Annotated in this window: 11 protein-coding genes; 4 read left to right on the top strand and 7 right to left on the bottom strand. The window is 62.8% G+C overall.

Annotated features, from left to right (window positions below):
• Positions 1-3: 3 nt before the first annotated feature.
• A complete protein-coding gene (locus tag VGG51_10465) occupies positions 4-372 on the bottom strand; it encodes a VOC family protein (protein ID HEY1883449.1) in 369 nt (122 codons plus the stop codon).
• Positions 373-444: 72 nt separating this feature from the next.
• On the opposite strand from VGG51_10465, the gene VGG51_10460 reads away from it, so the two are divergent.
• Entirely contained in the window at positions 445-909 is a 465-nt protein-coding gene (locus tag VGG51_10460) for a hypothetical protein (GenBank protein HEY1883448.1), read from the top strand.
• Positions 910-912: 3 nt separating this feature from the next.
• Here VGG51_10460 and VGG51_10455 read toward each other — a convergent pair whose 3' ends face one another.
• From VGG51_10455 to VGG51_10435, 5 genes are all read right to left on the bottom strand, one after another.
• Complete coding sequence (locus VGG51_10455) at positions 913-1,929, bottom strand: DnaJ C-terminal domain-containing protein (GenBank protein HEY1883447.1); 1,017 nt, start codon at positions 1,927-1,929, stop codon at positions 913-915.
• Positions 1,930-1,955: 26 nt separating this feature from the next.
• On the bottom strand, positions 1,956-2,489 hold the full coding sequence (locus tag VGG51_10450; protein HEY1883446.1) for a nucleotide exchange factor GrpE: 534 nt from the start codon (positions 2,487-2,489) through the stop codon (positions 1,956-1,958).
• A gap of 23 nt (positions 2,490-2,512) precedes the next feature.
• Complete coding sequence (gene dnaK, locus VGG51_10445; protein HEY1883445.1) at positions 2,513-4,369, bottom strand: molecular chaperone DnaK; 1,857 nt, start codon at positions 4,367-4,369, stop codon at positions 2,513-2,515.
• A 236-nt stretch (positions 4,370-4,605) separates the two neighbouring features.
• Entirely contained in the window at positions 4,606-5,880 is a 1,275-nt protein-coding gene (locus VGG51_10440; protein HEY1883444.1) for a trypsin-like peptidase domain-containing protein, read from the bottom strand.
• A gap of 56 nt (positions 5,881-5,936) precedes the next feature.
• The gene (locus VGG51_10435; protein ID HEY1883443.1) at positions 5,937-6,251 is read right to left on the bottom strand and encodes a hypothetical protein; all 315 of its coding nucleotides are present in this window, start codon (positions 6,249-6,251) and stop codon (positions 5,937-5,939) included.
• A gap of 71 nt (positions 6,252-6,322) precedes the next feature.
• Between VGG51_10435 and VGG51_10430 the strand changes: the two genes are divergently transcribed.
• Positions 6,323-8,017, top strand: a complete 1,695-nt coding sequence (locus tag VGG51_10430) for a ribonuclease J (protein HEY1883442.1) — start codon at positions 6,323-6,325, stop codon at positions 8,015-8,017.
• Here VGG51_10430 and VGG51_10425 read toward each other — a convergent pair.
• Positions 7,992-9,059, bottom strand: a complete 1,068-nt coding sequence (locus VGG51_10425; GenBank protein ID HEY1883441.1) for an isocitrate/isopropylmalate family dehydrogenase — start codon at positions 9,057-9,059, stop codon at positions 7,992-7,994. The genes VGG51_10430 and VGG51_10425 overlap by 26 nt on opposite strands.
• Positions 9,060-9,148: 89 nt before the next feature.
• Here VGG51_10425 and VGG51_10420 point away from each other — a divergent pair, with 89 nt between their 5' ends.
• The gene (locus VGG51_10420) at positions 9,149-10,129 is read left to right on the top strand and encodes a hypothetical protein (GenBank protein HEY1883440.1); all 981 of its coding nucleotides are present in this window, start codon (positions 9,149-9,151) and stop codon (positions 10,127-10,129) included.
• A gap of 54 nt (positions 10,130-10,183) precedes the next feature.
• Positions 10,184-12,310 carry a DNA translocase FtsK 4TM domain-containing protein gene (locus VGG51_10415; protein HEY1883439.1) on the top strand — a complete coding sequence of 709 codons (2,127 nt, stop codon included), beginning with the start codon at positions 10,184-10,186 and terminating at the stop codon, positions 12,308-12,310.

Raw genomic sequence — 12,310 nt, 5'->3', positions numbered from 1 at the left:
GAGTTAGTGCGGTACCGTTACCTGATGGAACGAGACCTTGTTCCCGTCGCGGTCGGCGAAAGACGTAATCTTGCAGACGGGCGTCTCGTAGGCATCCTCGACCTCGATGCCCTTGCCTCGCAAATCGGCGATGCTCTTATCGATATCGTCGACCTCGAAGACGATTCCCGAGGCGCTTCCCGGATCGCGCTCGGCCCAATCGGTCGTCATCACGCTGAACGTGCCGGCGCCGATGGTCGCTTCGTTGTACTTTTCGACGCCTTCCTCTTCGTACGGGCCCGTGAACTTCAGGCCAAGCGTATCCTCGTACCATTTTCGCAGGCCTGCGACGTCTTTCGCTGGATATACGGTAAAGGCGATGTCTTTGATCATCTGTCCCCCCATTTTCATGTAGTGGATCTGGTGCCCACTTTAGACCGCGTCCCCCCGCCGGAGGTTGCCAAAGTGAAGGCTTCGGTCCGGGCAGTTCTGCTCGCCTGCGCGTTCGCCGCATCTAGTTGTCACAGCGCGTCGCCGGGCAAGACGTCGCAGGCACCGGCAGCGGTAACGACGGCGTCTGCCTTAGTCAGGACGCCCACCCCCGAGGCCACGACTGCGATCTATGCTGCGCTCGACTACGGCAAGCCGGGACAGCCTCGATTGGGTGCACTCGCGGCCCGGCAGATTCGCGGTGTTTTGCGCGAGGTTAAGCCTTGCCAGCGAAGGCTCCTACGGTACATCGTTGACGAAGCGAACGGACAGGGGGTAGACCTTTTCTTCGCCGTGCAGTCGAAGGGGAGTTGGTTTTCCGGCCCGCACATTTTCGGCAGCCATAATGAAGTCTACTATCAAAACGAAGGGCAGGTCATCGCGACGATGCAAACCGTAACCGACCGGCAAGCAATCGAAGATCGGGCGTGCAGTAGTTAGCGCTTACGCTTTTCCGTTGCGCATCGCCGCGAGCTCGGCGAAAAGCTTCTTTTCCGCGTCGGAAAGATTCTGCGGGAGTTGGCCGATGAGCCGGACATATTGATCGCCGCTGCTTCTTCCCTTGACTTGCGGAAGGCCGCGTCCGGCGAGGCGAAGCAAACGGTTGTTCTGCGTTCCGGCGGGGATCGTCATTGCAACCTGCCCGCTCAGCGTGGGAACGTTCACGTCGCCGCCCAGCAATAGGTCGTAAATGCTTACCGGCAAATCGACGTACAGGTCGTCGCCTTTGCGTTTGTAGGTCGGGTCGTCTTGCAAATGCACGATGAGGTACAGGTCGCCGTTGGGGCCGCCGTTGATTCCCGCGCCGCCCTGCCCGGCGAGACGAATGCGCTGCCCCTCGCTGATCCCGCGCGGAATCGTGACTTCGAACTTCTTGTTGAGGATCACGTGACCGGTGCCGTGGCATTGCGGGCAGAGGTGTCCGCCTTCGGTGCCCGTTCCGTGGCAGCGGGGACAGATATCTTCGATCTGCAGCGAGACGGCTTTCTTGCCGCCGTCGAAGATGTCGCGAAGGTTGAGTTCGATGGTCGTCTCGAGATCTTGGCCGCGCATCTGGCGCGCGCGGCCCGGGTTCGGCCGCGTCGTTTGACGGCGGCCGACGCCCGAGAAGAAGATGTCGAAGAAGTCGGAAAAGCCGCTCGGGCTCTCACCCGGGCCGCCAAGATCGAACTCGAACTCTTGACCGTTGACGGTCGTGCGATAGCGGCGCTGCTGCTCGGCCTGTTGCGCTGCTTGCTGCCAGTTCGGCCCGAGAACGTCGTATTTTTGGCGCTTCTCTGGGTCGCCCAGCACTTCGTAGGCCTCGGAGATCTCTTTGAACTTCTCCTCGGCCTCTTTGGGATTATTCAGATTCGCGTCGGGGTGCCACTTGCGCGCGAGCTTGCGATACGCGGACTTGATGTCTTTCTCAGCGGCGTTCTTCGGAACGCCCAAGACGGCATAGTAGTCCTTAAAGTTCATTTGTCATCCCGAGCGGCGTCGAAGGGTCATTCGACTGCGGTTTTGGCGACGATGACTTTCGCGGGCCGCAACACCTCTTCGCCGAGCGTGTACCCTTTTTCGGCGACCTCGACCACCGTATCTTCGGCGGCGCCGTTGGTTGCCGACGTGCCGATCGCTTCCGCGAGCCGCGGATCGAACGGCTTGCCTTTGATCTCGATCGTTTTCACGCCCTCGCCGGCGAGCAAGGCTTCGAAGCCGCGCAGCGTCTGTTCGAGTCCGCCGCGCAGCGTGTCGCCTTCGGCCTTCGACTCCAAGGCGCGCTGAAGATTGTCGAGCACTGGCAGGAAGCGTTCGAGCAGCATTCGCCGCCGTGTGGCGACGAGCGAGTCGAAGTCGCGCTGCGTGCGTTTCTTGTAGTTATCGAAGTCGGCAACGGCCAACAAGAACTTGCCGTAGTTTTCGTCGGCACGAGCATTGGCCGCAGCAAGTTGCTCCTCGAGGGAGTCTTGCTGCGGCGCCTGCTCTTCGATGATGGCCTCTCCGGCTTCTGTTTTGAGAACCGATTGATCGTCAAACATCGTTCAGCTCAGCACGTAGACGTCTACTGCGCTTCCTTGAACTCGGCGTCAATGACGTCTTCTGAGGCAGCGGCTCCGCTGCTCGCGCCATTGCCGCTCGCCCCTCCGTCGCCGGCTCCGGCTTCGGAAGACTCGCCCTGCGGCGCGGCCGCTTTATAGAGCAGCTCGGCCATCTTGTAGCTCGCCTGCTGCAGCGCTTCGATCGCGGGCTTGATCTCGGCGACCGTCCCGTTCTCGCTGACGCGCTTGAGCTCGGAGAGTTTGCTCTCGACGTCGGCGCGCGCGCCGGCATCGAGCTTGTCGCCGACTTCCTTGAGCGATTTCTCGGTTGAGTAGATCAGGCTCGACCCGTTGTTGCGCACTTCGGCTTCTTCGCGCTTGGCGGTATCTTCCGCCGATTGCGCTTCTGCCTCACGCACCATCCGGTCGACCTCATCCTTATTAAGGTTGGTCGAAGCGGTGATCGTGATCGCCTGCTCCTTACCGGTGCCCAGATCCTTGGCGCTGACGTTCACGATGCCGTTGGCATCGATGTTGAACGCTACCTCGATCTGCGGCACGCCGCGCGGCGCGGGCGGGATCCCTTCTAAGCGAAAACGTCCGAGCGTCTTGTTATCCTGTGCCATCGGGCGTTCGCCTTGCAGCACGTGGATGTCGACCGACGTTTGGCCGTCTTCGGCGGTCGTGAAGATCTGCGATTTCTTCGTCGGAATCGTCGTGTTGCGATCGATCAGCTTGGTCATGACGCCGCCGAGCGTCTCCAGACCGAGCGAGAGCGGCGTAACGTCGAGCAATACGACGTCGCGGACTTCACCAGAGAGAACGCCGGCCTGAATCGCGGCGCCGATCGCGACGACTTCGTCGGGATTGACCGTCAGGTTCGGTTCCTTACCGGTGAGCTTGCGCACGAGCTCTTGGATGACCGGCATGCGCGTCGCGCCGCCGACCATGATCACTTCGTCGATCTTCGAGACGTCGAGCTTGGCATCGGCGATCGCGCTGTGGAACGGACCCACGCAACGATCGGTGAGATCGCCCGTCAGCTCCTCGAACTTCGCACGGGTCAGCGTGTAGTCGAGGTGCTTGGGGCCTTCCTGATCGGCCGTGATGAACGGCAGATTGATGCCGGTCTGAACGACCGACGAGAGCTCGATCTTCGCTTTTTCGGCGGCTTCGGTGAGCCGCTGCATCGCCTGCTTATCCTTGGCGAGGTCGATGCCTTGATCGCGGCGGAACTGATCGACGAGCCAGTCGACGATGCGCTGGTCGTAATCGTCGCCGCCGAGGTGCGTGTCGCCATTGGTCGCCTTCACTTCGAAGACGCCGTCGCCGACTTCAAGGATCGAGACGTCGAACGTGCCGCCGCCGAGATCCCAGACGAGAATCGTCTCGTTGCCTTTCTTTTCGAGCCCGTAGGCGAGCGCCGCCGCCGTCGGCTCGTTGATGATGCGCAGCACGTCCAGCCCGGCGATCTTGCCGGCGTCTTTGGTAGCCTGCCGCTGCGAATCGTTGAAGTAGGCGGGCACGGTGATCACCGCTTTGGTCACGCGTTCGCCGAGATAGTTGCTGGCGTCGTTGACCAGCTTCTGAAGAATCATCGCCGAGATCTCTTGCGGCGTGTAATCTTTGCCGTCGATCTTGACGTGATAATCGGCCTCACCCATGTGCCGCTTGATCGAGCTGATCGTGCGCTCGGGATTGGTGATCGCCTGACGCTTTGCGAGTTGGCCGACGAGACGCTCGCCGGTCTTTGTGAATGCGACGACCGAAGGCGTCGTACGCGACCCTTCGGCGTTGGGGATAACGGCGGGCGAAGTGCCCTCCATTACGGCGACGACGGAATTCGTCGTGCCGAGGTCGATGCCGACCGTCTTAGCCATGAACGTTCTTACCTCGTTTTTTAAATTTCTTGGCCGCTCCGGACCAGCTAAGCCGGGGTCGCGATTGGGCCGAGGTTATGAGCCTAATGCGAGGCCGGCGGCGCCTTGCCGCTTACAAACGAACCAAGATTGGGAGTACCGCACCATGATACACGATGCGGTAGCAAAGTTGTTTCGAATTGCTCAAAACACGGCTGAGGGCCCGCTGGTTGCAGGCCCCCCCTTTTCGGAGCCCTCTAGGGCTGCTGCTCCTCGGGCTGCTGGCCCTGCGGCTGCTGCCCCTGCTGCTGTTGCTGTTGCTGCTGCTGCACGAGCGCTTGCGGCTGCGCCGCCGGCGTCTCGCCGAGCTTGATGGCGACGAACTTCTTCATGCCTTGCGACCAGACGTTGAGCCGAATTGTGTCGCCGGGCTTCTTGGAGGCGATATAGTCGTGGAGATCCTTGACGTTATTGAACGTCTTGCCGTCGGCTTGAAGGATCACGTCGCCCGGCTGGATGCCGGCCGAATCGGCGGGCGATCCGGAGAAGACCTGCTGCACGGCGATACCGCCGCTGCCGTTGTAGCCGATTTGATTCTTGATGCCGGCCGTCAGGTCGGCCATGTAGATGCCGAGGAAGCCCGTCGACGTGCCCTGGTGGGCGCCGGGGTTCTTCTGGAGCGAGGCGACGACGCTCCGAATCGTGTTCGAGGGTATCGCAAAGCCGATGCCTTGGGCGTAGGCCGACTTGACGGTCGACTGGTTCATCCCGATCACCTGGCCGTTGATGTCGATCAACGGGCCGCCCGAGTTACCCGGATTGATCGGGGCGCTGGTCTGCAGCAGGCCCTTGAAATCGATCTCGGATCCGTTCTCCGTCGGAATCGGTTCCGAACGGTTGAAGCCCGAGACGACGCCGACCGTAACCGTCTGCTGGAGCTGCAGCGGTTCGCCGATGGCGATCGCCCACTGCCCTTGTTCGAGCCTGGTCGAATCGGCCAGCTCGAGCGGCGGCGGGAGCTTGTGGTAGTTATCGACGCGCAGAATGCCGACGTCGGCGGCAATATTGTAGGCGAGTACGTGCGCGGGGACGCGATCGCCGTTGGCAAAGACGACCGTTAACTTCGTCACCTTACCTCCCTGCGGGGGCTGCAGGACGTGCGCGTTCGTGACGATATCGCCGCGCGAATCGATGACAAAGCCCGAGCCGGATGCCTCGCCGCGATAGGGCTGGACGATGCCCGGCCCCTGTCCGCCGAAGAACTGCTGAAAGAACGGGTCGGCGGGGATCACTTCCTGGCCGTTAACCTCTTCGGTAATGGCGACGACCGACGATTTCGTGCGCTTGACCGCGCTGACGATTCGATCCTGATCGCTGACGCCGCTCAACGGAACGGCTGCCATCGCGGACGGCGTGCCGGCCGGGCCGGTCGCCCCGCCGAAGTGACCGCTCGCATAGAGCATCATAAGAAAGCTGCCGATAACGGCCCCAACCAGCCCGACGATGAGAGTGGGCAAAACGCGATTTGTCATACGCAGCCATCCTACCAGGCTGCCGGGGAAAAGTTACCAAGAAGGCGGCCGCGGCTTTAGAACTTGCGCATTCCCTCACACTCTTCGACACCGGCTCGTGCGTCGGCGGCGCCGCGCGACGCGCTAGGGACTTCCTGCCAAAGCGCGCCGGGCAGCCGGCGCTCGAGTACGGCCCGGATGCATTCAAGCCGTTCGTCGCGCAGCTGCATCACGCGCATTTGGATAAGCAGGCGTGCCCGGCGCAGCGCCCGGCGCGAGAACAGGGCGTCGGCCGAGAGCGGTTCGGGCGAGGCGTGCGCCGGCGGGCGGCCGGCGCCGCCCGACGCCGGCGACGCCAAGCCAACCAAGACCGAGAGCGCAACGAGATGCATTATCAGTCCCTCCTGGGCGTAATTCACGCGATTGCGCGGGGGAGCAAGGGCGGGCGGCAAAAGCAAGGCCCGTGAGCTCCGACACATTGACGCTGCCCGCGCCGCCCGACGTACCCTACCTTCGTATCGCCCCGCTGGGCGGCTGCGGCGAGATCGGCCGGAACATGACCGTGATCGAGACCAATGAGGATCTCGTGGTCGTCGACTGCGGCCTCATGTTCCCCGACGACGAGATGTACGGCGTCGATATCGTCATCAACGACTTCACGTACGTTCGCGAGCGGGCCGGCAAGCTGCGCGCGCTGTTGGTCACGCACGGGCACGAAGACCACATCGGCGGGATCCCCTACTTCGCGCGCGAGTTCAAGGGCGTGCCGATCGTCGGCACGGCACTAACGATCGCGCTGATCAAGGCGAAGTCGCGCGAGCAGCGGGTCGGAGACGCGGAATTTACGCAGGTTAAACCGGGGAGCCGCGTTCGCTACGGCTCGATCGAGGCGGAGTTCGTCCACGTCAATCACTCGGTGGCGGGTGCTTGCGCGCTGGCGCTGCGGACGCCCGTCGGCACCGTCTTCCACACCGGCGACTTCAAATTCGACCAGACGCCGATCGACGGCGAGCCTGCCGATTTCGCGCGCATCGCACGCATCGGCGACGAGGGCGTGCTCTGTATGCTCTCGGACTCGACCAATGCCGAGCGGCCCGGCCACACGCGCTCGGAGCGAATGGTGGGCGAAGCCTTTACCTCGATATTCTCGCACGCGAAGGGGCGGATCGTGGTCGCGTCGTTCGCCTCCAACGTTCCGCGCATCCAACAGACCGTCGATCACGCCGTGCGTTTCGGCCGCAAAGTTGCGTTCTTAGGGCGCTCGATGCGCAACGTCGTCCACTTCGCCAGCGAGCTGGGTCACCTGCGTGTACCCGCGGCCTCCGTGCTGCGCATCGAAGAGATCGATGCGTATCCGCCCGAACGCGTCGTCGTAATGACGACCGGTTCGCAGGGCGAGCCGATGAGCGGGCTGGCGCGGATGTCGGTGCGCGACCACAAGCAGTTCAAAATCGTTCCCGGCGATACGGTCGTCATCAGCGCGACGCCAATTCCCGGCAACGAAAAGAGCGTACACAAAACGATCAACAATCTTTGTAAGCTCGGGGCGACGGTCATTCATGGGACCGACGGGCGTTCGCACGTTTCAGGGCATGCCTCGCAAGAGGAGCTGCTGCTGATGCTCAATCTGGTGCGCCCCGAGTTCTTCGTCCCGGTGCATGGGGAGTACCGGATGCTGGCCGCACACGGAAAGCTCGCCGTCGAAACCGGGGTCGAGCCCGGGAACGTGTTCATCGTCGAGAACGGCGACGTGCTCGAGTTCACCAACGAGTACGGCGACAAGGTCGGGCGGACGTACGGCGGCCACGTTTTCGTCGACGGCTCCGGTATCGGCGACGTCGGCGAAGCGGTATTGCGCGATCGCAAGGCGCTTTCGAACGACGGCATCATGATGGTAGTCGTGGCGATCGACGGCGAAGAGGCGCGCGTCATCGCGGGGCCGGATCTCATCTCGAAGGGCGTATTCTACCTTCCCGAAGCCGGCGGCGTGCTCGACGAGCTGCGCGCCGAACTCGCTTCAGCGATCGAGGGCATCTCCGTCGACGCGATGCGCGACGCCGATTCGGTGAAAGAACACATTCGCAGCGCGTTGGCGAAGGCGGTCTACGAGCGCACCAAACGCCGGCCGGTCGTCATTCCCGTCGTGATGGAGATTTGATTCTCGCAATTACCGCGTCGGTAAACTCGCTGGTCGTCGCGTGGCCGCCGAGATCTGCGGTGGCGATTCCCTCTCCCACCGCCCCGACTGCCGCCTCGTAAATTGCGCGCGACGCCTTTTTAGCGCGTTCTTCCTCGACATAGGAGAGCACGGCTGCCGCCGCGAGAATCATCGCGAGCGGGTTGGCGACGTTCTTCCCTTCGAGCCGCGGCGCCGTGCCGTGCGGCGCTTCCGCCATGACCGCCGACGGCCGCAGCGATTCGTCGAAGGCGAGCAGCACGGATTCGGCGCCCGCGATCGAGCCGAAGAGCTGCATCACCAGATCGGAGAGGCAGTCGCCGTCACGATTGAGTGACGGGATGACCAGCGGCTTGTCGCCCGGTGCCGAAAGCAGCAGCGCGTAGGTCGCATCGATGAGCTGGGGATCGTAGTCAACCTCGGGATGGCGGGCGGCCGCGGCATCCATCTCTTCCTTGAGCATGCCCTCGTAAACGGGGCTGACGGTGAACTTCGGCCCACCGAAGACGACCGCTGCGGTTTTTTGCGCGTGCTGGAATGCGTATTCGGCAACGTAGCGGCAGATGCGCCTAGAAATCTTCTCGGTGCGCAGCGCCACCTCGTCGAGGCCTTCGCCTTCGCGCCACTCCTTGGCACCGTACGCATCGCCGACGGCCATGCGCACGACCGAGATCGGCGCGTGAATTCCGCCGACCGGCCGCACGCGGGGCAGCTTGCGCCCCGTGCGCACGATGACGCTGCCGCCGATCGCTTCGCGCAGGAGGCGATTCGGAGAGCCGACGTCGCCCTTGCCTTCGGGCGTGATCGTTGCGGCCTTTAGGCCGAGGCGATGTTCCTTTATTGCCTGCGCGGCCTCGAGAACGACGCGATTGCTCGTTTTGCGCCGGTTCTCCAGCGACAGGTCATACGGTACGAGAACGAGCTCGACGCCGATTGCGCGGCGGTCGAGCACGCGCAGCGCTTCGCGCAGCAACTCTTGCCCGGTCTGGTCGCCCTCGAGAACGACGAGCGTCGGCGTAGCCAAAGTAGAGCGTCCGCTTCTCGCGCACGGTGGCCGTTCCTATGAGGAGCGGAGCGTAGGGTCGCGCAACTGTACCGTAAGGAGGAGTTGCTATGAGCTTTGTTCCGACAAGAGTCGCCGCGGCAATCACTTTGAGCCTGATCGCAGGCGGATGCGCCGCCCCGAGTCAACCGTCGCTGCCGGCCGTGTCCGGATCGAACGCGCCCGCTGCGCAAGAGTTTGGCGTCGCAGCGAGCGACGTTGACAGCGCGCAGAACGCCAAGATCCTGTCGTACCACCTGATGCGTCCGCGCTCGCGGCCGCCGCTTGCGCGAGTCGCCGGCGACACGAAGATCCAGTATCCGGGCGATCTGATTCGCAAGAAGGGCCCGATCATGACGACGGCAGCGTCGTTCAATATCTACGTGAACTGCAAGGCCGGGGGCCAGAGCTGCTGGGGCGACGTGGAAGACTTCGAGAAGAATCTCACTGGCAGCCGTTTTACGGCACTCCTGAAGCAGTACACCGGCTCGTCGCCGAGGGGCTACACGTTCGGCGGGTCGTTCAGCGTCAAGTATCGTACTTTCACGAAGCTGCTTTACAGCAATGACTTGATGGCCGTGCTTCACGCCGCGCTGATCCGCAACGGCCGGCTTGCCGGCTATAAGAACTTGTATCATATCTTCTTGCCGGCGGGATACGATACGTGTTTTGACCGGTCGCGCTCGTGTTACTCGCCCGATCATCCGCGGGACTTCGACTTCTGCGCCTACCACGAGATCGTCAAGTTTGAGGACGTGCGTCAAAACGTGGTCGTCAGCGTCGAGCCCTATCAGAAGATCAGCTTTTGCGCGTCGCGCTCTTCGCCGGGCGCGAGTGCCCTCACGAACTCGACCGCGTCGACCCTCGGGCATGAGATCTTCGAGTCGATCACCGATCCCGGGCCGGCCTTCGCCTGGTTCAACTTCATCTACGACGATGAGATGGCCGACTTATGCGAGGCGCTTCAATGGAAGATCGAGGTCGGTCCAACGCGGTACAGCATTCAGCCGATGTACTCGAACAAGTATCACGCGTGCGCCGACGGGCCTTAAAACGGTGAGCCGCGCAAAATGAACTGAGGTAGTGACGAAGAAGAGGTAGTGCCCATGGCGCGCTCTCGCCGGCGGGCGAATGCGAAGAATCGGCTCAATCTCGAGATCGTGGGAATCGCCGCGATCGCAACCGCCGTACTCTGCGGCATCGCTTTGGCTTTCCCGCACCACTCGGGCAGCGTGGGGAGCTGGACTTCTAACGGGCTTCGCTACCTCTTCGGCGACTCCGCAGGCCTGTTTCCGGCCCTGGTGGCGTTTGTCGGCGCGATCGTCTTCCTTGAAATTAACGTCCCGCGCATGGTCGGGACGCTCGGGACGAGCGCGCTTGCCTATTTCCTGATCATCACGGCGTTCTTCGGCGTTCCCGGGGGCAAGCCGGGCGGCGTCGTCGGCGACGACATCTGGTGGGCGTTGCGCTCGCTGGTTGGCAACGCCGGTTCGACGATCGTCCTCAGCGTCGCCGCGCTCTCCCTCTTCCTCTGGCTCACCAATGCGAGCTTGAAGAGGATGATCGGCATGCTCGTACTTTGGGTCGGAAAACTCAAGCCCCCCGCCCGCCTTCCCAAACCCACGGGCGAAACGGTCGAGTTAAAGGCCGCGCCGGTCGTCTCCGTTCCGGCCGTTTTCGATCCGACTGAAGACCCCGAAGACGAAGAAGGCGAGGAAGTAGCGCGTCCCGCAAAGGTCGTGCAGCGCGCCCCCACCCGGCCCGACAATGCGATAGCCTATCCGGGGACCAAGGCGTACCGGCTGCCGGATTTGGCGATCTTCGACGTGCCGCCGAGCGAGCACGTCGACGAGTCGAGCCGTTCGCATGTGCTCGAAGATACGCTGGCGAGCTTCGGCGTCGGGGCAAAGGTCGTGCACACCGAGCGCGGACCGTCAATTACGCGCTACGAGCTTAGGCCCGAACGCGGGGTCAAGATTTCGCGCATTTCGTCGCTCGCCGACGATCTCGCGCTCGCGCTGGCTGCGACCACGGTACGTATCGAAGCGCCGATTCCCGGCAAATCGGCGATCGGCATCGAGGTTCCGAACAAGACGGTTTCGGTCGTCGCGATTCGCGAGATCCTCGAAGCGCTGCCGAATCGCGGCCAGGTTCCACCGCTCTGGATGGCGCTCGGCAAAGATATCACCGGGCGTCCCGTCTTCGGCGATCTCGGCAAGATGCCGCACCTGCTCATCGCCGGCGCGACGGGCGCCGGCAAATCGGTCTGCTTGAACACGATCATCGCGTCGCTGCTGGTCAGCGCGACACCCGATCAAGTGCAGCTTCTGATGATCGACCCCAAGCGCGTCGAGCTCACCTCGTATAACGGCATTCCACATCTCATCAAGGATGTGATCGCCGATCCGCGGCTGGCCGCCGGAGCCCTGTTCGAGATGACCAAGGAGATGGACGTTCGCTACGAGCGGTTTGCCAAGGCCGGCGTCCGCAAGATCGAGGAGTACAACGCGAAGTATCCCGACGAGCACCTTCCCTACGTCGTGGTGGCGATCGACGAACTTGCCGATCTGATGCTCGTCGCGCCGAGCAAGGTCGAGACGACGATCATGCGCCTCGCGCAGCTCGCGCGCGCGACCGGAATCCACCTCGTCGTGGCGACTCAACGTCCCTCCGTCGACGTGATCACGGGTCTGATCAAGGCGAACATTCCGTCGCGGATCGCCTTCGCGGTGAGCTCGCAGACCGATTCACGCGTCGTGCTCGACATGGGCGGTGCCGAGCGGCTCCTCGGGCGAGGCGACATGCTCTACCTTCCGATCGACGCGCCGAAACCGATTCGCGCGCAGGGTGCGCTGATCACGGGCTCTGAGGTCAATCGCCTCGTCGAGTTTTGGGCGCGTCAGTCGCGTCCCGATAACCTGCTCGACGTCGAGGTCGTTCCGGTCGGCGACGAAGACTCGCGCAAAGATTCCGATCCGCTCTGCTACGAGGCTGCGAAGTTTCTCATCGATGCGAACTACGCGTCGACGGCGGCGCTGCAGTCGCAGTTTTCGATCGGCCACCCCCGCGCGGTGCGTTTGATGAAGCAGCTCGAAGACTTCAAAGTCGTGGGGCAGCACGAAGGAACGAAACCCCGCAAGATTCTCGTCGGATTGCCGGAACTGGAGATCATGGCGCCGCGGCTGGGGCGCGCGCAAGACGCGCAGCAAGATCTCTTCGCGAGCGGAGAGTAG

Origin of the sequence: Candidatus Cybelea sp., assembly GCA_036489315.1 — a bacterium.
In the GTDB taxonomy this organism is placed as follows: domain Bacteria; phylum Vulcanimicrobiota; class Vulcanimicrobiia; order Vulcanimicrobiales; family Vulcanimicrobiaceae; genus Cybelea.
This window is presented reverse-complemented; position numbering and strand designations above follow the sequence as displayed.